Source organism: Sphingopyxis sp. 550A, assembly GCF_053569535.1.
This window is the reverse complement of sequence record NZ_CM131615.1, coordinates 3,450,131-3,473,385: the sequence shown is the minus strand read 5'-3', so window position 1 is coordinate 3,473,385 and position 23,255 is coordinate 3,450,131. Positions and strand designations below refer to the sequence as shown.

Annotated in this window: 22 protein-coding genes; 13 read left to right on the top strand and 9 right to left on the bottom strand. The window is 58.1% G+C overall.

Annotated elements, in window-relative coordinates:
• Positions 1–157 precede the first annotated feature (157 nt).
• The 3 genes from ACVENA_RS16835 (at position 158) to ACVENA_RS16825 (ending at position 4,060) form a co-directional block, all read left to right on the top strand.
• Entirely contained in the window at positions 158–1,558 is a 1,401-nt protein-coding gene (locus ACVENA_RS16835; RefSeq protein ID WP_449326306.1) for an FAD-dependent oxidoreductase, read from the top strand.
• 106 nt (positions 1,559–1,664) lie between these two features.
• Entirely contained in the window at positions 1,665–2,768 is a 1,104-nt protein-coding gene (locus tag ACVENA_RS16830; protein WP_449326305.1) for an alkene reductase, read from the top strand.
• The gene (locus ACVENA_RS16825; protein WP_449326304.1) at positions 2,768–4,060 is read left to right on the top strand and encodes an acyl-CoA dehydrogenase family protein; all 1,293 of its coding nucleotides are present in this window, start codon (positions 2,768–2,770) and stop codon (positions 4,058–4,060) included. Before ACVENA_RS16830 ends, ACVENA_RS16825 begins: the two co-directional genes overlap by 1 nt.
• 429 nt (positions 4,061–4,489) lie before the next feature.
• Here the strand turns inward: ACVENA_RS16825 and ACVENA_RS16820 are convergent, their stop codons facing one another.
• Genes ACVENA_RS16820 through ACVENA_RS16810 form a run of 3 tightly spaced genes read right to left on the bottom strand, consistent with a single transcriptional unit; the run spans position 4,490 to position 7,546 of the window.
• Entirely contained in the window at positions 4,490–5,443 is a 954-nt protein-coding gene (locus ACVENA_RS16820; RefSeq protein ID WP_449326303.1) for an acyl-CoA dehydrogenase family protein, read from the bottom strand.
• Complete coding sequence (locus ACVENA_RS16815) at positions 5,440–6,699, bottom strand: acyl-CoA dehydrogenase family protein (RefSeq protein ID WP_449326302.1); 1,260 nt, start codon at positions 6,697–6,699, stop codon at positions 5,440–5,442. Before ACVENA_RS16815 ends, ACVENA_RS16820 begins: the two co-directional genes overlap by 4 nt.
• A complete protein-coding gene (locus ACVENA_RS16810; RefSeq protein WP_449326301.1) occupies positions 6,683–7,546 on the bottom strand; it encodes a LysR family transcriptional regulator in 864 nt (287 codons plus the stop codon). Before ACVENA_RS16810 ends, ACVENA_RS16815 begins: the two co-directional genes overlap by 17 nt.
• A 125-nt stretch (positions 7,547–7,671) precedes the next feature.
• Here ACVENA_RS16810 and ACVENA_RS16805 point away from each other — a divergent pair, with 125 nt between their 5' ends.
• On the top strand, positions 7,672–8,745 hold the full coding sequence (locus ACVENA_RS16805; protein WP_449326300.1) for a phosphotransferase family protein: 1,074 nt from the start codon (positions 7,672–7,674) through the stop codon (positions 8,743–8,745).
• A 57-nt stretch (positions 8,746–8,802) separates the two neighbouring features.
• Here the strand turns inward: ACVENA_RS16805 and ACVENA_RS16800 are convergent, their stop codons facing one another.
• A complete protein-coding gene (locus ACVENA_RS16800; RefSeq protein WP_449326299.1) occupies positions 8,803–9,351 on the bottom strand; it encodes a MarR family winged helix-turn-helix transcriptional regulator in 549 nt (182 codons plus the stop codon).
• A 190-nt stretch (positions 9,352–9,541) separates the two neighbouring features.
• Here ACVENA_RS16800 and ACVENA_RS16795 point away from each other — a divergent pair, with 190 nt between their 5' ends.
• The 5 genes from ACVENA_RS16795 to ACVENA_RS16775 all read left to right on the top strand — a co-directional run bounded on the left by ACVENA_RS16795 (position 9,542) and on the right by ACVENA_RS16775 (position 16,064).
• Entirely contained in the window at positions 9,542–10,630 is a 1,089-nt protein-coding gene (locus ACVENA_RS16795) for an oxidoreductase (protein WP_449326298.1), read from the top strand.
• Between the two features lie 248 nt (positions 10,631–10,878).
• A complete protein-coding gene (locus ACVENA_RS16790) occupies positions 10,879–13,122 on the top strand; it encodes a TonB-dependent receptor (protein WP_449326297.1) in 2,244 nt (747 codons plus the stop codon).
• Positions 13,123–13,202: 80 nt separating this feature from the next.
• Positions 13,203–13,694: a flavin reductase family protein gene (locus ACVENA_RS16785; protein WP_449326296.1), complete on the top strand. Its 492-nt coding sequence runs from the start codon at positions 13,203–13,205 to the stop codon at positions 13,692–13,694.
• Between the two features lie 229 nt (positions 13,695–13,923).
• Entirely contained in the window at positions 13,924–14,871 is a 948-nt protein-coding gene (locus tag ACVENA_RS16780; RefSeq protein WP_449326295.1) for a hydroxymethylglutaryl-CoA lyase, read from the top strand.
• The gene (locus tag ACVENA_RS16775) at positions 14,868–16,064 is read left to right on the top strand and encodes a CaiB/BaiF CoA transferase family protein (RefSeq protein WP_449326294.1); all 1,197 of its coding nucleotides are present in this window, start codon (positions 14,868–14,870) and stop codon (positions 16,062–16,064) included. Before ACVENA_RS16780 ends, ACVENA_RS16775 begins: the two co-directional genes overlap by 4 nt.
• Before the next feature lie 354 nt (positions 16,065–16,418).
• Here ACVENA_RS16775 and ACVENA_RS16770 read toward each other — a convergent pair whose 3' ends face one another.
• Genes ACVENA_RS16770 through ACVENA_RS16760 form a run of 3 tightly spaced genes read right to left on the bottom strand, consistent with a single transcriptional unit; the run spans position 16,419 to position 19,545 of the window.
• Positions 16,419–17,114 carry a VOC family protein gene (locus tag ACVENA_RS16770; RefSeq protein WP_449326293.1) on the bottom strand — a complete coding sequence of 232 codons (696 nt, stop codon included), beginning with the start codon at positions 17,112–17,114 and terminating at the stop codon, positions 16,419–16,421.
• 24 nt (positions 17,115–17,138) lie between these two features.
• Complete coding sequence (locus ACVENA_RS16765) at positions 17,139–18,689, bottom strand: AMP-binding protein (protein ID WP_449326292.1); 1,551 nt, start codon at positions 18,687–18,689, stop codon at positions 17,139–17,141.
• A gap of 4 nt (positions 18,690–18,693) precedes the next feature.
• Positions 18,694–19,545, bottom strand: coding sequence for an enoyl-CoA hydratase/isomerase family protein (locus ACVENA_RS16760; RefSeq protein ID WP_449326291.1), 852 nt, complete (start codon positions 19,543–19,545; stop codon positions 18,694–18,696).
• Between the two features lie 141 nt (positions 19,546–19,686).
• Here ACVENA_RS16760 and ACVENA_RS16755 point away from each other — a divergent pair, with 141 nt between their 5' ends.
• From ACVENA_RS16755 to ACVENA_RS16745, 3 genes are all read left to right on the top strand, one after another.
• Positions 19,687–20,157 (top strand): GlcG/HbpS family heme-binding protein, encoded by a 471-nt coding sequence (locus ACVENA_RS16755; protein WP_449326290.1) that lies wholly within the window; start codon positions 19,687–19,689, stop codon positions 20,155–20,157.
• Positions 20,158–20,374: 217 nt separating this feature from the next.
• Complete coding sequence (locus ACVENA_RS16750) at positions 20,375–20,563, top strand: hypothetical protein (protein ID WP_449326289.1); 189 nt, start codon at positions 20,375–20,377, stop codon at positions 20,561–20,563.
• Positions 20,564–20,603: 40 nt separating this feature from the next.
• Positions 20,604–21,044, top strand: a complete 441-nt coding sequence (locus tag ACVENA_RS16745; protein WP_449326288.1) for a hypothetical protein — start codon at positions 20,604–20,606, stop codon at positions 21,042–21,044.
• A gap of 363 nt (positions 21,045–21,407) precedes the next feature.
• On the opposite strand, the gene ACVENA_RS16740 is transcribed toward ACVENA_RS16745, so the two are convergent.
• A complete protein-coding gene (locus ACVENA_RS16740) occupies positions 21,408–22,118 on the bottom strand; it encodes an RES family NAD+ phosphorylase (protein ID WP_449326287.1) in 711 nt (236 codons plus the stop codon).
• Complete coding sequence (locus ACVENA_RS16735; RefSeq protein ID WP_449326286.1) at positions 22,096–22,476, bottom strand: antitoxin Xre-like helix-turn-helix domain-containing protein; 381 nt, start codon at positions 22,474–22,476, stop codon at positions 22,096–22,098. Before ACVENA_RS16735 ends, ACVENA_RS16740 begins: the two co-directional genes overlap by 23 nt.
• Positions 22,477–23,069: 593 nt before the next feature.
• On the opposite strand from ACVENA_RS16735, the gene ACVENA_RS16730 reads away from it, so the two are divergent.
• A complete protein-coding gene (locus tag ACVENA_RS16730) occupies positions 23,070–23,210 on the top strand; it encodes a hypothetical protein (RefSeq protein ID WP_449326285.1) in 141 nt (46 codons plus the stop codon).
• The last annotated feature ends 45 nt before the right edge of the window (positions 23,211–23,255 follow it).

The window sequence follows — 23,255 nt, the reverse complement described above, 5'->3', positions numbered from 1 at the left end:
ATTCTCTCCGAACCCTATCGGAGATTAAAAAAATATAGGCAAGTCTCTTGATTAAATCATGGGGCCGATTACCACGTCTCATGAGATCAACAAAAGCCCGGTGACCAAGCGCAACCTCATGGTGTGTGCGGGCGCTAGGGTAGGGAGAAGATGGGCTATGGCGCTGGATTATGATGTCATCGTTGTAGGAGCGGGAGGTGCCGGCATGTCCGCAGCGATTGAAGCGCGCGACGCCGGCGCGAGAGTGCTCCTTGTCGAAGCCGGCGAGCGGGTTGGGGGGTCTACGGCACTTTCCGGCGGAATATTTTACGCAGCTGGCACCGATGCCCAGGCTGCGCGCGGCATCCATGGCGACACGGCCGACGCAATGTTTCACTACATCATGGCCGTGAACCATTGGTTGGCGGAACCGGACTTGGTGCGGACGCTCTGCGATGGTTCTCTCGCGACGCTGGAATGGCTGATTAAGCTCGGCGTTCAATTCCCCGCTGAGAAACTTTACGCATCTTGCGAATCCGGTGTCCTCCGCGGCCATCAGGCTGAAGGTTTCGGGGCTGAGATTGCGGCCCGGCTCGAGGCCCAGCTTGGAGATATTGAGCTGGTCACGCGTACGAGAGTTCGCTCTCTTCTTCAATGCGATGCCAAAGTAGTGCGCGGAATCGAGGTGGAAGGCACGCCCGTAACGGCTGGTGCGACGATCATTACGTCAGGAAGCCTCGCGCGCGACAGAGCGATGCTGCAGCGCTATTACCCGTCGGCAGCCGCTCAGGCCAGCCGGGCCGTGCCCCTGTCGGGCCTGAATAGCCATGGTGACGGCATTCGACTGGGGCAACAGGTAGGCGCCTCGATCCGTAACAGCGATCGCGGGCTCGTATGCACAAATCCCATATATGCCAATGATGTCGAGTTTACCCGGCCCCCATGGATAGTGCTGGTGAACCGCGAAGGTCGTCGGTTCATTGACGAAACGAAGACTTATATGGGGTTTAACGCAGTGCGAATGCAAACGGGCGGTAGTGCCTTCGGGATTTTCGACGAAACGACCCGTCTTGCCGCGGCGCCCTTTGCAGGAGAAACTTTTGCGGCAGAACTGCGGAACGAAAGCATGACGACGGAGCGCATCGCTCTACTTGCGGACCAAGGCAGGATCCTCCGTAGAGACACGCTCGCCGATTTGGCGGAAGCCTGTGGGATATATAATGTGGAGGCTTTCGAAAACTCCATTGCGGCATTTAACGAAGACGTTGCAAACGGCCGCGACAGCCGATTCTTCAAGCCAGTGGAGGCGCTCAGAACAATTGCGAATCCGCCATTTTATTCCGTGGAATATGTCGCGTCAGTCGTGGCGCTGACATTCTCCGGGCTGAGAATCGATCGCGATGCACGCGTTATTGCTGAGAGTGAACGTCCGGTTCCCGGACTGTTCGCTGCAGGAGACGCCACCGGCAATGTTCTAAGTTATCAATATGCAGGGGGCGGAACGTCGATAGGCAATGCGCTGGTCTACGGCCGCATAGCAGGAAGAAACGCTGCCGCGCGAGCTGCTCAATCCACCTAGGTTCGGACGCGGATTGGCGTTTTGCCACGCCTTGGACGGCTGCCGTGGAATTTCTGCCCGAGCGACTTCGGGTGCGCTTTTTGCGACAAATATGAGGATATTCTCCATGAAGTCCCCGATCAATTCAGCTTTTTCGGCACTGTTCGAACCGCTCAGGATCGGCCGTTACGATCTACCCAACCGGATTATCATGGCGCCAATGGCGCGCCTGCGGTGCGACGAGAATGGCGTGCCCGCCGAGTATGTGAAAAAACACTTCGAGCAAAGAGCGTCGGCGGGGCTGGTTATCGCGGATAGCGTCTATGTTGATCCGCGGGGGAGAATGTCTCCTTATCTCGGAGGGTTATGTACAAAAGTCCAATGCGAAGCCTGGGCACAGGTCGCGGCCGCCGTTCACGCAAAGGGCGGACTGATATTTCTATCGTTGATTCATTCTGGCCGGATATCCACCCCGTCTTTGCAGCCGGGGGGAGGCGCCCCGGTGGCGCCTTCGGCAATCAAGGCGTGCAGCCAATCGTCTCTGGATATGGTCGTTCCGCGCGCGCTGGAAACTGGAGAAGTACAGGCGCTGGTTGCCGATTTTGCTGCGGCCGGGCGCCGGGCCATTGAAGCGGGCTTCGATGGCGTCGAATTTCACTCGGCGAATGGCTATCTCGGATCGCAGTTTCTGGCTAGCGGGTCCAATCGCCGGACCGATCAATATGGGGGCTCTGTCGAGAACCGGTGCCGTTTTTCGACTGAAGTCATGAACGCATTGGCTGACGCGATTGGAGGAGATCGGGTTGGAATAAAAATCTCTCCCGGGTTTCAGATGCATGACAATCACGACGCGGATCCGCAAGAAACGCATGCGTGCTTGATCGAGAAAATACAGGCGCTGGGTCTGGCCTATGTCCATATAGGTACGCCGCTAACGGTATTTGGGAAATATCATGAGCTTGACTTCGATCCCACAGGCTTTGTGAGGGGGTTGCACAAGGGCATCCTCGTGCGGAGTGGAAATCTCAACCGCCACCTGGCAGCAGAAGGAATAGCAGCCGGCCTATATGATGCGGCATCGTTCGGCCGGCGGTTCATCGCCAACCCTGATTTCGTGGAGCGCGTCCGGCTCGACGCACCGGAGAACATTCTGGATGATACCACTTTGGATACGCCTGGGCTTCGGGGCTACATGGATTATCCCACGCTGGACGGCAGGAGTGAGAACTGATGGGAGCCGCCAGTGCTGATCAACGGGAAAAGATGCCCGTCGCCGATATCTTGGGCAGTGCCGATGACGATCGGGACCTCAATGATCTACGGATGTCGCCGGCGGGGGCTGCCCTGTTGCGCGACTTAAGGTGCCATATTGAGGAAAATGTCGCTCCGATCTCCGAACAATTCTTTCGCCTTGGAGAAGGAAGAAGCGAGCGCTGGAGTTGGGCACCGGGCCAGCTTGACCTGCTTGAGGCGGCTAAAGAAAAGGCCAGAACTACAGGTCTTTGGAATCTTTTCCTTTCTCGCGGCGCGCACGCTGCAATCAGCAACCTCGACTATGCCTATATCGCCGCCGAGCTTGGAAAGTCGCCACTTGCGGCGGAAACCATCAATTGCTCCGCTCCCGATACCGGCAACATGGAAATATTGGAGATGGTCGGCAGCGCAGATCAAAAGGCACGTTGGCTGGCTCCGTTGCTGAAGGGAGAAATTCGGTCCGCCTACGCGATGTCCGAGCCCGCCGTCGCATCCTCGGACGCGTTAAATATCGCGGCTATGGCGGAGCTTGAGGGCGATGAGTGGGTCATCAGGGGCGAGAAATATTTTGTCACCGGAGCTGGAGATCCGCGCTGTCGGCTCCTGATCTGCCTGCTCAAGACCAACGTCGATGCAAATCCGAAGCAGCAATATTCGCAAATTTTGGTGCCAATGGATTCACCAGGTTTGGAGATTCTGGGACCCATGCTTGTTTTCGGGGCTGATCATGCTCCCAAGGGGCATATGCATATCCGCTTCAACGCGGTTCGGGTTCCCGCAGCGAATATCCTGCTCGGGGAGGGGCGTGGTTTTGAAATCTCGCAAATGCGCCTCGGGCCGGGCCGCATCCATCATTGTATGCGGACAATAGGAAAGGCCGAGCTTGCCCTCGAGTTGATGGTAAGGCGCGGCAATTCACGCAACGCCTTTGGCAAGCCCCTGTCGCGGCTTGGAAAGAACCTCGAACTTATTTCCCGCGCACGTTGTGATATCGAAGCGATGCGATTGCTCGTGCTTAAAGCAGCGAAAGCGATGGATGTTTTAGGGAATCGCGAAGCCCGTATCTGGGTCAGCATGGCGAAAGCGACGATACCCGAGAGAGCGTCACGGATTATCGACGAGGCAATCCAGCTCCACGGCGCTACTGGCATCTCTCAATGGACCCCGCTTGCGGAGCTGTACACGGACGTTCGTCATGTCCGCCTTGCCGATGGCCCCGACGAAGTTCATCACATGGTTGTCGGTCGCCACGAGCTATCGAAATATTGAGAAACTCGATCGATATCCGATATCCTGAAGCTTCTGCCGGTCCGCCGCTCCATCGGTAGCCTTCTTTTCGGCGTGATTCCGATTCAGGATTCCGGCGGTGCCGAGGGTGACAGGCCCGGTAACGCGGGTGGTGGGTCCAAGATGGAGCAAATCGTTCCGTGTCAGATAAACGACATACTGTGGGTTCGATAGCGAGGCCCTCCGTCGCAATGATATCTTAAGATATTGATTTACGGCGAAAAACTTCTGCCGGGTCATGGTGCATTTCATGGTATCGCGACAAGGACGCCGCAGATTTAGCTATTAAGTTCAGATGCTTGGGGCTTCATTGCGGTGGGCTCTGCCAGAGCGCTTCGCGGGTCGACGTCTTGGGACAGATGCAATCAATGCGATGGGCGCGGGTCCTCTGTCAGCAATGCCGAGCGCATCCTATGCCGGGGGCAGGGTTTCGCACATCCAGTAAACGCTATTAGCCGGTCCCGAGAGGCGCATCGCTCCGAGTTTTTCTTCCCAATAGGCTTCCGATCCTGCCGCTACTCGCCATTCGTGCAAGCACCGGGTATACAGCTGTACATCGCACTCTTCGCTAATGCCTATTGCTCCGAATATGGCATGCGCGATGGCTGCGATCTTGGCCGCGGCCGACGACGTGACGGCTTTTGCCGTGGCAATGGCCTCAAGCCGGCCGAAGGCTGAGGCCCGAAAACCGATTTCTGCCGCTATTCGAGCGGACACGCAATGTTCGGCCATGATAGCAAGTTGCTGCTGAATCACCTGTTGCTTTGCAATCGGCCGCCCGAATTGCGACCGCTGATTGGCGTATAATATCGTCAGATCGAGAAGCGAGTTCGAAGCGCCAGCGATCATGGCGGAGCGGATTAGGGCGGCAAAAGGGCGAAGACCATCGGCGGGCGCTGGTCCCAAGGAGTTTTCGCCTGCCTCGGGAGCTCCGGTACCTGTCGTCAGGGTGCCGGGCATTAGAAGGAGTTCGCCATCCCGTTCAATGAGGCAATGCTCGCCTGACGTCCCGGCGAATGAATCGTTTCGAAACAGTCCTTGTGATACAAGATGTATCGGGCCCTTCGGGATCGTTTTGCGGGCACGGGAAATGAGCAGACGCGCGACCATGGTATCGCAAATCGGTAAAGCCAAGGCGCGCTTTCCCGTGGCATAAGCCAACGGTTCCAAGTCGCGCATGGCAAGTCCGACCCCGCCGTTCTCTTCGGGCGTCACAATGTCTAGATAGCCGGATTCCTCAAGCTTGGCCCACAGAGTGTCGAAATCACGGGCTATATCGAAGGTCCGTGCGCCTCCTGGCGAAAGCAGCATGCCCAGCATCCGTTCGAAATGGACGGCTAACTCGTCGTTTCTGCCCTGCATCATCTGATCCCCAATTCGCGCGCTATTATGCCTCGAAGTATCTCGCGAGTTCCGCCCCGCAGCGAAAAACTTGGTGACATCAGCAGAAGATAGGTCAGCGCTCGCGCCAGCTCCGGGTTGACCTGTTCAACCGGGACACGCGAAAGATCGTCCGCGATCGCAACGGGTATCTCCTGTTCGAGGCTCGTTCCCAAGTCCTTTACAAGAGCGGCTTCTGCGACGGGATTACGGCCCGCCGCCAATTCTGCTGCGCAAGCAATGGACATCGCGCGCAGCGTGACGAGACGGGACGTGAAGGAACCCGCCAACCGCAGCGATGTGGAATCAGGCCGCGAAGAATTCTTCAGATGTTCGATCCAGATATCGAGCAGAACGATGCTGGAGTAAATTCTCTCCGGGCCGCTGCGCTCGAAACCCAGTTCCGCCGTAACCTGCTCCCAGCCGTTGCCTTCGGTACCAATCAAGGCATCTGCGGAGAGCTCGACATCTTCGAAAAAAACTTCGGCAAAATGCTCGTCGCCTGCCAGATCCTTGATAGGGCGTACTGTCACCCCCGGGAGCGTGAGGTCTATCAGTATTTGGGAGAGTCCCTTGTGCCGGTCGGTTGGCGTGCCAGAGGTTCGCACAAGCGCGATCATATAGTTGGCTTGCGTCCCGTTCGTAGTCCAGATTTTTTGGCCGTTGAGAGTCCAGCCCGACGAGGTCGGAACGGCGCGCGTCTGCACGCTAGCGAGGTCTGAGCCGGCTCCGGGCTCGCTCATTCCGATGCAGAAATATATATCGCCGCGGCATATGCGCGGTAGCAGTTCCTCTCGCTGTGCTTCCGTGCCGTAGCGTAAAATGAGGGGAGCGCTCTGGCGATCGGCGATCCAGTGCGCCGCGACGGGCGCGCCGACGGCTAACAGCTCTTCTACGACAACATATCGAGCATAAGGGCCCAGACCCCGGCCGCCATATTTCTTTGGGAGGGTCAATCCGATTAGGCCGGCGGCTCCCAGCCGTTTCGTCAAATCAGCATCGAAGGCCTGCCAAGACCGGGCTCTACGATCGGCCGGCACTTTGGCGATTTTTGCTACAAGAGATCGGACAACGGGGCGCAAGGCTTCATCGTCGGGCGGTAGTCTGCCGACTGTCAGATTATCAAACATGCAAACCCTGCCTCCGACCATTTCGGGCATCGTGTGGAGGTCGTTTGCGAAGATGAAAAATATTAAGTTCGGATATTTCGATATCAATACGCTATCAATGATGATCCGCAATGCTAACAAAATTGTGCGCTAGCGGAGTGGCGTCCTCCCGCCACGCGACCCCTGTGGCGATCGGAACCGGAGCCTGGAGCGCTCGCAATTCCACCCCCGCTGGCAGGACGCGAGCCATACGTGCCGGAACCAGAGCCACGCCCAAGCCCGAGCGTACGAGGCTGAGTATAGTCTGGACCTCCACGGCTTGCTGGGCGATTTTTGGGGCAAAACCCGCAGACTGGCATGCTAGCAAGCTGATAGAATGCAGGATGCTGACGGAAGAGTGGATAATGAAAGGATGGCTCGCAAGCGTTGCGAGCGGAATGGCGCGAAGGGGAGGCGGCAACAGGCCCACGGGCAGGGCCGCAACGAGCACATCCTCCTCGATCACGCGCAGTTCCAACCCTTGTTGGAGGACTGGGAGGCGCAACAGGCCAACGTCGAGATCCTTGGCCATGATCGCCTCGGCGATATCGGTGCTGGTCATCTCTACCAGCTCCAACTCGGCGTGAGGGAATCTCTCTCTGAATTCCGGTATGGAACGCGGAAGAATCTCGCTCACCGCGGAACCGACAAAACCCACGCGGAGGCGCCCACGCTGACCGGACGCCCCGAGACGAGCAGCTTCTGCGACCTCTGCGGCCTTTGCCAATGTCTCACGTGCAGCTCCTACTGCCGCAGCGCCGCCCGCCGTCAACTCCACGCCCCGGCGACTCCGATCGAAAAGGCGAACGCCCAGTTCCTCCTCCAGCTTGCGGATGGCAACTGTAAGAGGAGGCTGTGAAATATTCAGTCGCTCAGCCGCACGATGGAAATTGCGGGTTTCGGCAACCGCTACAAAGAATCGAAGCTGTCTCAGATTCATGATAGCTTCCCTATATCAATTGGATCAAAACCGATATTATATTAGCGCATCCAGATGACGTAGCAGCCCGTGCTTGTGGGATATGGCCAAACAGATGGTCGGACAACCAGCATGGGAGATGGTTGATGACGCGCATCTTGGATGCTCAGAAAATTTTCTCCGGGACGATCGCCGTAACGGGCGCCGACGCGCTTGACGAAACGAAGCTGGCCGATTGGATGAGGGGCAATGTTGCAGGCTTTGAAGGTCCTTTGGCGCTCAGCAAATTTGCAGGAGGCCAATCGAATCCGACGTACAAATTATCTGCGCCGTCCGGAGATTATGTCCTGCGGAGGCAGCCGTTCGGCAACCTGCTACCGTCGGCCCACGCCGTCGACCGGGAATTTCGTGTTCAAAGGGCGTTGAGGTCGGCTGGACTCCCGGTCGCGCATCAATATGGCCTTTGCGTCGACGAGGGCGTCATTGGAAGCTGGTTTTACGTCATGGCGCTCGTGCAAGGCCGCACTCTATGGGATGGCGCGATGCCGGATGCGACAGTGCCCCAGCGCCGCGCTTCCTATTTTGCGATGACGGATACTCTCGCAGCACTGCACAATGTGAACGTGGATCGCGCCGGCCTCGCGGGGTTCGGGCGAGAAGGCAATTATTTCGTTCGCCAGATCGAGCGGTGGACCAAGCAATATCGGCTTGCCGAGACGGAACCGATGCCAGCGATGGAGCGCCTCATCCGCTTCCTTGCCGACAGCTGCCCACCCCAAACTCGCAACACCGTGGTCCACGGGGATTATCGGATCGACAACATGATTTTTGCTAGGAACGCGCCGGAAATTCGCGCCATTCTCGACTGGGAGCTTTCGACAATCGGCGACCCTCTGGCGGATTTTTCCTATTTCGCGATGGCGTGGGTCAACGCCAACAACCAACGTTCGGGTGTCGAAGATCTCGACCGCAAACAACTTGGCATACCCGAGTTGGAAGAGATTTCCGAGCGCTACTGCGCCGCAACGAACTACCCTAGCATCCCAGATCTCACCTGGTATTTTGCATTCAACTTCTTCCGGCTCGCGGCGATCATGCAAGGCATCAGGCGGCGCTATGAAGACGGGACGGCTTCGTCGGCGCACGCCAAGACAATGTCTGAACGCGTCCCCGTCCTGGCGGATCGCGCCTGGGAGTTTGCCGTTCGGGCCGGCGCGTGAGTGTCGCTGCGGACTTGCCCTCTGGACTGGTGGACCGACGTATCATCGGAATATTGTTCAATCCTCGCTACCGACGTCGCTCATCCAAGAGGGGGGGAGCTGGTTGATCAGCCGAATCATTGGCGCGCTCCCCCAATCAGCTTCCAGGGCTGACTTCATTCCTCGCATCTTGGATTTCCCAAGTCGTCGGCCTAACTCGTTTTCGAGATCCTCAAGAACCGCGGAAGCTGCGGCAACAAGCGGTTCGGCCTGAGGTGAAATGAATACCAGACGGGCGCGTCGATCATCGGGATCGGGCTCGATCCTTAAGATTCCGCGATCTTCCAACTCGCCAATCATTTGTCCGATCGATTGCCGGCTTACCCCTAGATTTTCGGCGAGCCGGGTCGGCCGACGCTCACCGGCGCCGATATTGACAAAGAGCATCGATTGCGCACGACTGATCTTCGGCCATCCGGCGCTTTTAAGCGCCGCCTGTAGAGCGTCGTCGAACCAGTAAACGCGCATCATCAGGCGCGTCAGTAAAAAGTCTTTTCTCATTCGATTTGCCCTAGAGCGCCCCTTTTGAAACTTGTCCTCAGCTCCGTTAACAAATTTTTGGATCATGTCGCAACACTATCTCTTTCTTGACCCAACTTGCTTCGACCAAGGTGCTGGAATATAGTAAGGTACGTTGACATAAAAACGACGAAGCTTACAGTCGCTCCGGTCTAGGCGGCCCTATCGGACGGGAGCGATGTCGGGTCGGGCGGGGCATCGGCATCGCTGGCCTTGGCGGACCGTTAGGAGATGAGCGATGAACGTCGACATGCTATTCGAGCCCTTCGAACTTAAGGGTCTGTGCCTGCGTAACCGCTTCGTCATGCCTCCGATGCAGAAGCATGAGCCCCCCGACCGGATTCCCACGAGAGAGATGGCAAGTTATTATGCGGCAAGGGCGAAGGGCGGGGTTGCCCTTTTGCTCACTCAAGGAACCGCAGTTGATCACTTTACCTCGCAAGCGCCCTATGCGGCGTTCATTCCGCCTGCGTATGATGGTTGGCGGCGTTGCGTCCAGGGCGTGCGCAATGAGGGAGGTCACCTCTTCCTTCAGCTGTGGCACGAGGGAGCAAACCGGGTGGGCGGTTACGGTCCTTCCGGCATTTCTAGTTGGGGCGAGGCGATCGGCTACACACTGACCCGGGCCCAGATATCCGAGTTGGTCGAAGCGCATGCCGCAGCGGCTATCGCGGCAAAGGGCATGGGCTTTTCCGGGGTCGAAATCCATGCGGCTCATGGCTATCTCGTCGACCAATTTCTGTGGGATGTCACTAACAGGCGGTCCGACGACTATGGTGGCCCCCCCGAAAACAGGGCGAGATTCGCGGTCGAGATCATTCGCGCGGTGAGGGCTGCGGTTGGCCCTGACTTTCCAATCGGGCTGAGGCTGTCCCAATGGAAAACGCGTAATTATGATGCGCACGCTTTCGCGCGGCCTGAAGATCTAGCGTCTCTGCTGGACCAGTTAACAGCCAGCGGCGTCGATTATTTCCACGCTTCTACGCGCCGCTTTTGGACGCCGGAATTCGGTGGGCCATCCGGCCTGGCAGGTTGGGTAAAACGCCTCTCACGCCAGCCGGTAATCGCAGTTGGCAGTGTGGGACTGAGCAAGGACATCGTGGAAACCTTTGCTGGCGATATTGCGGAAGGCGGCAAGCCGGAAAACTTGGGCAGGTTGATCGATCATTTTTCACGTGGTGAATTTGATCTTGTGGCGATTGGGCGGGCATTGCTGACCGATCCGGACTGGGTTTTGAAGCTACGTGACGGTCAATGGGGCGCCATGAAGTCGACCGTTTCAACAGCCGACGTTCTGTCCGACCTGAATTTGCCCGGACCATCATAGCAGTTGGTAAGGAGCGCTGAGCTCGATTTCAGCGCCGGCTGCCTAGTTGGCCTATCTGTATCAGATAAATGGTGAACTTGGCGATGATCGAGCGGCTCTCTGGGCGCAGGATTCTTGCGGGTCTTGGCACTTATGCGTCAAAAAATGCGAGCGAATTTCTATCTTGAAATTGTCAAGTTACATGCCTACTCTGTCGTCAGGAATTAGGACAAGATTCCACGAAAATATAAACGTTGGAGAGGTGGGAAATGAAATTTGTTCAGCTTTTGATTCGCTGTACGTCCGTCACGGCAATCTGCGTGGCTTCTGCCTCGCCAGCGTGGGGCCAGGAGACCACTGCCGACAGCTCGGCTGCTCCGAGCGTCTCTGACGACGAAATCGTCGTTACAGCGCTTAAGCGCAGTCAGAATATTCAGGACGTGCCGATTTCGATGACTGTTCTCGACGGCGAACAGCTCGGCAATTTCAATCAAAGCGATTTTCAGGCTCTCCAAGGCTCCGTTCCTGGCCTGTTTATTCAGACATCAACTACTAATCAGGGTTTGTACCTCAGGGGGTTTGGATCGGCACCCGCCAACCCTGCCTTTGATCAGTCGGTCAGCCTGTTTCAGGATGGCTTGTATTTCGGGCGCGCGCGGCAGTTCATGGCACCCTTTTTCGACATCGAGCGAATCGAAGTGCTGAGAGGCCCTCAAGGTGCGCTACTGGGTAAGAACACCGCCGCTGGTGCGATCAGCATCGTCACGGCAAATCCCACGTCCACGTTTGAAGGCTCGCTCACCGGGAGCTACAATTTTTCCCGTGATGGCGTTGAGACGAGCGGCTATGTATCGGGACCGATATCGGAAGATCTCGGCGTGCGTCTCGCGGTAAGGTACAAAAATGTCGACGGGTACCTAGACAATATCGCGACCGGGACGAAGGATCCATCGGTCAATCAGCTTTCCGGCCGCTTGACGCTTCGTTATGCGCCGGCCGGAGGTGTGGAGGTCATTTCAAAGCTGGAGGCTGCGCGCAGCCGGGTTGACGGCACGGCCGCAAACTACGTGCCGGCTCTCGGACCGTATCGCTTGAGGCGCGTCAAGAATGCGCCGCTCCCATTTGGCGAGCCGGAAGGAGACAATCAGAACGGTTTGAATTTCGGGACAACGATTAATATACCTCTTGGTGAACACACGCTCACGTCTGTGACCGGATATTCTCACTTTAAATCGGCTACCCTTTCGGGTGCGGCCGCGCTCAATCCGCAAAATCTATATGTAGCGTGGCGTGAAAATTTCGACCAATGGTCACAGGAACTGCGACTGGTGTCACCGACCGGCGGCGCTTTCGATTACATCGTCGGCGTCTACTATGACAAAGTAAAAGATCGAATTTACCAGCAGGCTCGGTATAATCTCTTTGGCGGCGCAATAAACGGGCAGTATTCCATCGACTTCCGGCAGCGGACGTCGTCGCTATCCACGTTTGCGCAGGGGACTTTGCATCTTGCAGACGACCTCCGGCTGCTTGGCAGTCTTCGCTACACGCATATTGCGAAGACCGGTCAATCCGAGCGAAACCTCGATTTCGGTAATTCGTTGAGCGGGGAGTATGGCGTTATCGCCCCGGTGAAGATCAAGGAGGACCACTTCGATCCTTCGGTCACGCTGCAATTTGATATCAATCGGGATGTCATGGTCTATGCGACTTACGCACGGGGCTCCAAAGCAGGCGGGTTCGCATCGACAAATGCCACCGTCGATCCTGGGAGGTTCACTTTCCGGCCGGAGCGGTCTGAGAATATTGAAATCGGGACGAAGTCCGAGTTCTTCGACCGGCGGGTCACGCTGAACATCTCCGCTTTCCGCATGCGCTTCCATGATCTGCAAGTGTCTTCCTACGTTGCACCCACCGGACTGCAGACCAGCAATGCAGCGTCGGCAACGTCAACGGGTGTGGAAGCTTCGCTCTCCTGGCGGCCTATACCTGAAATCCGCTTTTCTGCAGCCGGCGCCTATATCGATGCAAAATATGACGACTTCCCAGGCGCGCCATGCAGGGCGACCCAGCCTGCAAGTGTTTGCTCAACGACCGCGCCTGTCGGCGCTCCCAATAACCAAGCCAATAACAATGCCAAGGGAATTCCGCTCAACTTTACGCCGAAATGGTCTGGCGAGTTTCAGACCGACATTACGATCCCTCTATCCAGCGGACTGGCATTGAGCTTTACGGGGGTCGCCAAGCACAGGGGACGCGTTTGGATCGATACTGCCTATAGCCCGGTCTACGGGATTGAGCCTGCTCATACCAAGTTTGATGCCCGGATTGCCCTTAACGGCGAGGATGACCGTTGGAGCATCGCGCTCGTTGGCACGAACCTCACGAACAAGCTGACCGCGGGGCAGACTTATCTTTGGCCGCTGGAAACCGGCCCCGGCGGGCAGCGCGTTGCCGGGGCCTTCATCGATGAAGGGCGCACTATTTCCGCCCAGGCAACAGTGCGCTTTTAGGGAAACAACGGCGGCGCTCGCAGGCTCATGTCCCGCAAAGCGCCGCCGTTGGCGCTCTTGTTCGCGATAACGGAAATTCCATGACCGCCTCTACTGAATTAATTGCCGACGCGATGCGGGCCGCACTGCGATCCCTCGCACGGTCGGTATCCATCATCTCGATGAGGAAGGATGGAGAGAATCTCGCGATGACGGCCACAGCAGTTACTGAGGTTAGCCTTGCGCCAGCCTCCATGCTTGTCTGTCTTAATCGTGAAAGCTGTGTAGGCCGCGCCATCGCGACGGGCGACGGCTTTGCTGTCAATCTTCTTGCATCGCCGCAGCAGGCCCTGTCCCAAGCCTGCGGCGGGAAGGCCACTGCAATCGAGAGGTTCGCGTTCGATTCTTGGCAGCTGGATCGTGACATTCCCATCATCACCGGTGCCTGCGCCGCAATCGAACTCGTTGCGGCGAATGTCATTCCGCACGGAAGTCACCTCATCGTTGTCGGCAATGTGAACCATGTCGCGGTCGAGGCCAACGCGCAGCCTCTAATTTATCATGCGGGAGGGTATTGTGCCCTGGCAAGCTAGCGCTTCTAGACGGAGCGCGGCCCCGGTGGGTCGCAACAAAGGGGAAGCTGCGGTGCAGCCGTCGACAAATTTTGCGCGGCGACGAGGCGCAGGCCAATTGGTTCATAACCGTCAATCCGGTACGAGACATCCACGCGTTCCGGGCGGCGCGCCGGCAGCGATTTGATGGAATATCAAAGAATCCCCTATCTCGTAATGTTCAACGAAGCGGGCGCTTTCAAGGATAGCTATGGTTTGTAGAACAAAACCGAAAAGCCCGATGACAACAACTGCCGTAGCGATCGAGCTGGTCGAGGTGGGCCCCCGAGACGGCTTGCAGAACGAATCCAGACTTGTGCCGACGGCCTACAAGGTCGAGTTGATACATCGCGCCATCTCGGCGGGTGCTCGCCGCATCGAGGTTGCTAGTTTCGTGAACCCGAGACGCGTCCCGCAAATGGCTGACGCCGAACACATGGTTGCCGCGCTGGCTGACTATGTCGACATTGTGCGTGTGGGCCTCGTTCTCAACCGCCGTGGCGCAGAGCGCGCCATTGCGTGCGGGATTGATCAATTGGGGGCGGTTGTCGCCGCGACCGATCGCTTCGGTATCAACAACCAAGGCCAGACCTGCCAAGGTTCGGTTGAGACTGCGAAGGCGATCGCCGCGATGGCGCATGAGGCAGGGCGCACGACGCAGGCCACAATTGCGGTCGCATTTGGTTGCCCCTTCGAAGGTAAAGTCGATCCGGCAAGCATTATAGCGATCGCGGAACGTCTGGCGAGACGTGGGGTGACCGAAGTTGCGTTGGCGGACACCATCGGCGTGGCAGTTCCGCGCGATGTCGCCAATCTCGTCACCGCCGTGAAAGCGGCGATCAACCCCTTACCCGTGCGTGTACACTTTCATGACACACGCAATACAGGAATCGCCAACGTCTGGGCAGCCGTGAGCGCGGGAGCGACTGTGGTTGATGCGTCGATCGGAGGTCTCGGCGGATGTCCTTTTGCGCCAGGCGCTGCCGGCAATGTCGCAACCGAGGATGTCGTCTACTTGCTTTCGCAATCGGGCGTAGAAACCGGCCTTGATCTCGATGCTCTCGTCGACGCCGCCCGCTGGCTGGGACGCGTGATGGAAAAGGAGATGCCTTCAATGTTGTCGCGTGCGGCAAAATTTCCTGCAGGAGAACTTGTTTGACCGGGACTGATTGCGGAGCCCTCGATGGACTGAGGGTGATCGAATTCGGGCAACTTATCGCGGGGCCATTTTGCGGCCAGCTTCTCGGAGATATGGGCGCTGACGTAGTCAAGGTGGAGCCCCCAGTTACCGGAGATCCCATGCGACAATGGGGCAATGGTGAACATAAGCTCTGGTGGGATGTTATTGCGCGAAACAAGCGCTCCGTTACGGCAAATCTCCGTGTACCGGAAGGACAGGACATCGCGCGGCGTCTCTTGGCCGACGCCGATATCATGATAGAGAATTTCAAGCCGGGAACGATGGAGAAGTGGGGGCTCGGTCCTGATGCTCTCCACGCAATCAACCCGCGTCTCATAATTGTCCGGATGTCGGGCTATGGTCAAACTGGTCCTTACTCAACCCGAGCTGGCTTCGGTCTCATTGGCGAAGCCATGGGCGGATGGCGAGCTATCGTCGGAGATTCCGATCGCGCGCCAAGCCGTATGGGCGTGTCGATCGGCGACACGCTTGCGGCGACATACGGGTGCCTGGGCGTTCTCGCAGCGCTGCATGCGCGCGAGCGCACCGGCAAGGGACAGGTGGTGGATTCGGCGCTTTACGAAGCGGTTCTGCAGGTCATGGAGAGCCTCGTCCCCGAATATGACGTCATGGGCTTGGTCCGAGGGCGTTCGGGGTCCATCCTGCCCGGGATCGCGCCCAGCAACGTCTACCCTTGCAGGGATGGAGACTATTTGATCGGTGGTAATGGCGATGCGATCTTTGCGCGGCTTGCCAAGGCGATGGGGCGTCCCGAACTATCCGACGACGACCGCTATGCAACGCACGTTGCTCGAGGCCGCCACCAGAAGGAACTCGACGATCTCATCGCTGAATGGACCAGGGGCCTCAGTGTCTCTGAACTCGAGGCGCTCATGATCAGTCATTCCATTCCGTCCGGTCGTATCTACACCGGAAAGGAAATGCTGGCTGATCCGCACTTTGCCGCCCGTGAGGCACTGGTGGCTGTCGAGCACCCCGTCCACGGGCGCATCAAGATGCAGGCACCCATGCCTAAATTATCGGATACTCCGAGCGCAGTGAGGCGCCGCGCACCAGTTCGTCCAGGAGAGCATAACGTTGAAGTTTATGCGGAACGACTAGGCATGGCCGCTGCCGAGGTCGCGAGGATTGAGGCCGCGGGGATCATCTGAACCACGCGACGGGACGAATGCCAGATGCTCCGATCAAACCTGTTGATGTACACCTTGCCGAGCGACAACAATTCATCACCAATTGGTCAGCGGGATGCGAAGCGACATGATCGCTACCGCGAATGATGACGATTTGAACGACCGCGCTCCGGCCGATGCCAATTTCTGTCGATAATGCGCGCCCGTGCGGCCAGAGGCGATGTCGGATGCCGGCAGCGAGCGAAGAGGACGCGGTGTCACCGCAGTCGGTGCCATCTGCGGAAAGTCATCAGGACAGTTCCGAAGGGCCACGTACCGTTGCACGGCACGTGGCCCACTCGCCGAGACACCTGCGTTGGGTTCGTCTCGGATGAATCACTTTGGGGCTTTTGGGGGAGCAAAGGGCGCGCGGCTCTCGTAGACGCTGTCAGGTGTCGCCAGCATTTCTCGGTACCGATCGGCCGGGTAAACAAGATGGAGGACGCCTGACTCGAATGACGGCTGCGCTACCGGACTGTGGCCAGAGTAAGGTGCCGGGTTCTGCATGCGGTCTGCCAATTCAGCCGGAATGCCCATCTTCTCAAGAGCTGCGTCGTCTATCCAATGTTCTGGATCAAGCGGTTTATAGGAGGTGGCAATTTCCAAGGTCATTTGTTCGGGGCCCGCGAAATATAGCGATTTGCAAAAGCCATGATCGATGGGTCCGAACACAGGGACGTTATAGCTGCGTATCCGGTCACGCATTTCATAAAGGGCCGCCTCGTCCGGCACATTGAATGCGACGTGCTGCATTACTCCAGGCGCACAAGGGACGTCGCCGCGGCCGCAATGCGTCACGCCGATCTCGCTGGGAATCTTATCTCCACCGGGGATGTAGACGAGCGAAAAGTAGCGGTGATCGGACATGCGCAAGAATGCGTGAACGGCGCCCTCTACCCCGTGCATATCGAAGATCGCAACGAGAGGAAAACCGAGCACTTGCGTAAAAAACTCGAGTTGCTTCTTCATGTCACCGGCCATGAAAGCGATGTGATGGACGCCATTGGGGTGCTGCGCGGCGAGGCTGTTCATTTCGTTTCTCCGAATGTTCATAGGTCAAGCTTGCTCGAGCATCTCGCGCAATTTTTTCTTGGCGACCTTATTAAGTTCAGCCCGAGGAAACTCGCTCATGAAGCGAACCTCCGCCGGCACCTTGAAGCTAGCCAACTCGGCTCGGCAGGCGTTAATGATGGCCTGGCTGAGTGCTTCGGAGGCTTCCGTGGCGATGACAAACGCGACTGGCTCTTCATCGAGCATGGCGTGCGGGCGCCCAACCACAGCAGCCTCGCGGACGCCCGGAACACCCAGGATCACTCCTTCGACCTGAGATGCGGCAACATTTTCTCCGCCGACCCGGAGCATGTCTTTAGCTCGGTCTGCGAAACGGAGGTGCCCGTAATCGATTTCATAGACCCGATCGCCGGTATCGAACCACCCCTCGGCATCGAAACACGCAGCGGTCGCTGCCGGATCGTTGAGATATTCAAGGAAGAGCGACTGTCCTCTTTTTCCCCGGATCTTCAATTGCCCGGTTTCGCCCTTCTGAACCTCGGCATCGTCGGGACCGACAATTTTAAGCTCATATTCGGGCGCCGGCATTCCCATTGAACGGGCTGGCGAGGGCAGTTGCGGGGGAGTGAAAGTACCATGCACGACCGTCTCGGTCATGCCCCATGCCCCAAGTATCGAAAGGCCGAAATGCGTTTCCAGTCCTCCGAAATTGGCCGCGCCCACGACCCAGTGGCGGAAATTATGCGGCGGCGGCTCCATCTCTTTCAAAGCGTTTAGGCCAAAAGGAATGACATTGGCCCATGTGCATCGGTGTTTGACCGCAACAGGCCAGAATCGGCTCGAAGAAAATTTGGGCTGCAGGACGATTCTGCCTCCCGCCCAAAGAGTGGGGAGGTGACCCCAACTCATCGCATTGGTGTGGCAGAGCGGGGTGAAGACCAACCCGCTGTCCTCGGATCTCAGTTGGTTGTGCGCAGCACCTATTTGGCCTGCCCACAACGCATTTGCGTGCGTCCACACAACGCCTTTCGGACGCGAAGTCGTGCCCGACGTATATTGAACGGACAAGGGCGTCATAGGATCGAGGCATTCCGTCGAAAGACGCAAGCCATCGGCTGGCAGATCGTCGAAAGGAATGATGCCAGGTGACGGGCACGAAGCGCTCCCGAGCTCCGATGGCAGAAACGCTATCCAGTCGAGCTTCGAACGGCCGCTTTCGAACATGTCCAGATACGTCTGCTCGACAATCGCCGCTTTCGCGTTTGAGTGTTCTATGAAATAAGCGATTTCGGGAGCCGCGCATCGGGGGTTGGTCGTTACGACGACGGCGCCAAGCATCGCGCACGCATGCCAGATGATCAGAAATTCCGGGCAGTTGTTCGCATGCAGAAGCAGGCGATCGCCTCGTTCGAGACCCCTAGCATTGAGGCCGGCGGCCAGATCGCGAACGTCGGAATAAAACTGGCTATAAGTCCACTCTCTTGGCTCTGCTTCGAATGGCTCCCAAACCAGAAAAACGGAATCGGGACGAGCTTCGGCATGCGAGCGCAGCAGCCATGGCACATCCTTGCCGGCGTAAGGGGTGAGCAAGGTCAATGGATCATCTCCCGTGAAATTCCGGAAAATAGGCGGCAGGGTCAGGATTGGAGAGCCAAAGTCCGAGTGCGTGTTTGACATCTTCGGAATGAATAACCTTGGCGAGTTCCGCATTCTCTTTCGCGTAAAAGTCAAGTTGGCCTTGGCTCGACCACGCACGAACCAGTGCCTTTACGCCCTTCAGAGCAAGTGGCGCTCGTGCCGCGATGTTGGCCACAAAAGCAGCGACATCGTCTTGGTACGTCTCGGCCGGATATAGTCGGGAAATTAAGCCCAGTTCGAGCGCCTGAGCGGGCGGGATGAATTCCCCATGCAACAGCAGGTCCAACGCCTTTGCACGACCGAGCAAGTGCAAACTGTGCCAAACTCCGCCGCTCCCGGGAACGAGGCCGAAGCTCGTCTGGGGCAGCGCGAAGGTCGCGTCGGGGTGATCCATCATCAGCCGAAAATCGAATGCTAGGGAGAGTTCGCAGCCGCCGCCACCTACCACCCCATTAATTGCCGCGACGGTGACGGCGGACAAATTCTGAATGCGAAGGCCGAGTTGATGGATGGAGGTGATCACCTGCGGGATTTGCCGTTGGACCTCGAACAATTCTGCGGCCCTTGAGGCCGCGACTTCTTCCTGTTGGCCTTCCGCCATCCTTTGCATCTCGTTGAGATCCATCCAGCGAAGAAACATGTCGTTCTCGCCTGTAAGGATGAAGACCCGCAAATCCGCCTCACTCTCAACGTGGCCAAGAAGGTGGTGCAGTTCGCCGAGCATTCTGCGATTGAGAACTTGGTCGGGAGGGTTGCTCATTCGGCAGGTCAGGACCGCGTCCGCACGCTCTATTTTTATATGGCGATATTCCATCGAAAATCCTCCCATTGGCAGGAGGGGGCTGCTCCGGGTGCTCCCCCTCTTTCTGAATCAGCAGGATATTTTTATCATAAAAATTGTCAATGACATTTACAAAAAAATCGCAGATATTAGAATCCTATCCTTGCCATGTGAATGGCGAAGACCGGCGCGCATCAGGTGCCCCAAAGAAGGAGTGAAGCCTTGAATAAGACACTTGCTGCCAAGACTATCGCGAATGAGCTTGCCGACGCCATGATGCAGGCGGCAGTCGCGAAATCAGAGGCCATCGGAGTCCCGATGTGCATTGCAATTTGCGATCCGTCAGGCGTGTTGGTCCAGTTTCGGCGCATGGACCGGGCGGCAATGCTCAGCGTGCAGATTGCTCAGGACAAGGCGTTTACCGCGGTCTCGTTCGGAATGGCCACGCATGAATGGCATGAATTCATTAAGGACGATCTGCCCTTGCTTCACGGCATCGTGCATACTCAGCGGCTTATTGTTTTCGGAGGCGGATATCCCATCAAGGTGGAAGGCGAGCTTATCGGCGGTATCGGTGTCAGTGGCGGACACTACACGCACGACATGGAGGTTGCGATGGCGGCGCTGTCGCTCGCAGAGGCCTGAGCTTTTCGGATTCTGCCCCGCGATGGCGGTGACAAGCCCCAAAGAGGAGACCGGATTCGGCAAAGGCGGGACCCCCGCGGCGCAGCTGAAGCAGCTCCACCTGTGATCGTGCGTGACGAGCTCGGTTATCTGCCGTTCGTCCGCTCGTTGGGAGCCGTTGCTGCCCGTTCGTCACATGGCTCTTCGCCGCTCGGCGCGCGGGAAAAGTATTGGGGCGGTGCGTGCCAATCGCGTCGTCACGGTCACCTCCGAAAAGGAACGGCAGGCGGCACCGATAGCGGCGAACAGCAATCCGATCACCGAAGGCAAGTCGGCGGGCTGGCGGCTCATCTATTGCAAGGGGCCCGAGGGCGACCGGCTGGCTCGGAAAGCGCGGGCTCCGATCGGCTCGATAGGCTGGTCATGAAGTCCGCGCCGCAATAGTCATCAGGGATGGGTCGTGCGCAATGTCGGCTTTCGCGGATATGGGACCAAAGCTGGCACGCTATTATTGGCCAGAGTTGCTCCCCAGCCGCGAAGAAAGGCTCGGCGAGGCGCCGTGGGACGAGAAATCACTGTCCCGCCGTATCGTTATGTTTCAGCCTATTGAATTGGCGCGGCGGCCATGCGCTCTTGGCGACATGAAAAGCATTTTTCAATTCTTCGCCCAGGCCGGAAAGCGCGCTGTCCGCGATCCGGCCATCGATCATCACATGGCCTCGTTTCACACGGCCGCTGAAGAGCTTGATGCGGCGCTTGGACGGCGCTGCGGTGCGGACGAACTAGTGCCCCTCGTCTCCGAGGTCTTACGCTGCCAAACCCGCCTCCTTGGCGCGCTTTCAGGAGAGGTCGCGCCGGACGTTTCGGCCGAAAATGTGCGAACGCTTCGAAACCAGTCTCGACCTTGAATACAGCTGCGTAGCTTCTGAAAGGTGTAGGGAAGGGGCAATGTCTTCCCTGACAGGGAGGCCTTCATGCGTGGCCGGAGTGCCGGGTCGAGCGCGGCGATCTGACGAGCGCACTCTGGCCTCGCGGGCTCGGCAGGGGGCGCGCCAATCTTGGGCCGCGCGCACTTTGCTCGCGGTCCTTGCGGGGCGGCGGCTAGAAAAGGGCGCGCATCGCACGCCGCCCCCCTTGCGGGCTCGCCAAGAGCGCGTTCGTTGGGGCCCTTCGGGCCGGCGGCATCGCATCCGAAGCTGCCGTCAAATTCTGCCGTTCGTTTCGTCTGGACCGGTCCTCGTCCGGGCCCCTTCGGCAGTTCCCGCTCTGGCTCAGCCCTCGAAGTTCTTTTTTTCGTAGACGGTGCCGATCGTTTCGCCGTCCCAGACATAGCAAAGATGGCGTTCCTGCCGGCAGTTCGCAAGAAGACGGGGCCGGAAGGCGGCGGCACATTCGCCGCCGGGATCGCGGACGCTCCGGTAGCGGATGCCGTCGGACCCTGTTTCGCGCAGCTCGGCCGCGAGGCCTTGGCTATGGGAATAGCTGTCGGGGTCGTAGAGATGCGCGTGCGTATCGGTGTGGCCGCGGATGTCGTGGAGGCCGGCCGTCAGATCGACGGCGTAGACGCGCATGTCGATCTCCTGCGCGGGCTCGTCGGTCGCCGCGAGGAATTTGACGCGGTGATGCTTGGTCTCGGCGATCGCCGTGTCGATCGTCAGCCCGGCGTAGAAGACGCCGAAGCTGCCGTCCGAGAAGCGGCTTCCCTGCGGACTGAGATGCGTGAAGGCGGCCATGATCGGGGTCGTGCCGGGACCGGCGACACGGTCCTCGGGCGGCACGAGTGAGAGGTCGCCGGCCTCGTCGCGAAGCCGATCGTTGGTCATCGCCTCGACGAGGAAGACGGCTTCCAGATCGGCCGGGTCGGCCACCTTGTCGAAGAGGCCAACGGGCGGGAAGCGGCTCGGGATGATGCGATAGCAGGGCGCCCAGTGCGTGGCGGTAACGGGAATATCCAAGGTTTCAACCGCGCTGGCCGTCGACATATTGGCGGACCACATAGAGATCGGCGACGTTGCCCGACGCCATGCGGTCGATCGCGGGCCGACCCCCGAAAAGTGGAGCCTTGTTCGGCTTTCGTACCCACTGATCGGCCGTCTGTGGCACCAGGATCTGCAGGCCCTTGTAGATGCCCATCACATAGGAAATGCGTTCCAGCGCATCCTTGCTGAGTGCTGCGATGTCGCCGCGCTTCCAGTTGTGGAAGGTGGAGCGGCTGTCGAGGCCGAGGATGCGCATCTGTTCCGCCTCGCTAAGGTCCCATGCCTCGGCAATGTTAAAGAAGGTGCGGAGCGCGGGACCTGTTAGCTCCTTGCGGTCGTTAGCTTTCGCGGCGGTTGCCATAGTGCCTCCAATGATGACAATATGTTCCTTATAGGAACATTTGTCAATAAATGTGCAGTTAGAATGCGTGATCTATTGACCAAGGCTTAGAAGCGGTCCTCTTCGACAGCATCGAAGCTGCACGAGCCCTGCAATCCGTTCATCCGTCAGCCAAGATGAATCACTCGAGTTCAAGCCTTGGCGAATCCCAACCGCTATTTAGATCAGCGGTTCCAAACCCTAAGGACTGCCGCGCATCGTATGCCGCCCGGTCCGCGCAGCATGCGCCTCGATGCGCGCCTCGGCGTTTGTACGCAATCCTACGCGGTAGCGATACATCCAGTTCCGGTGCCAGTTTGAGTTGCGCATCTCCCGATCAAACGCATGATCGCGGTCACGCCACATTTGCAGGCGTGTGACCGGGTTCCGCTACGTATGTCCAGGCGCAAGCTAAAGGTAGCGGTTCGTGCCCCGATGTGCGTTTCCTTTGCGCGGTCACTCTTTTCGTGAAAAGCATGTCCGATTATTTTTGGATTATTAAATGGCAGCCAGAAATGCCGAGGCATAACTTCCCAAGTGCGACTCATTGGTCGCGATTTCGGAAGGAAGATGTGATGAAAAAGCAGCACAGCAGTGACCTGATCGACCTCGGTGCCGTCGGCGTCGAGACCCGAGGCATCGAACCGGTCGGTCCCCGCGATGAAGATACCAACGAGCACTTCCTGCTCGTCGGCGGCATCACCGCTGAAGACTGACGATCGGAACGGCGCGCCGCGTCGCGGCGCGCCGTACGTCTCGCA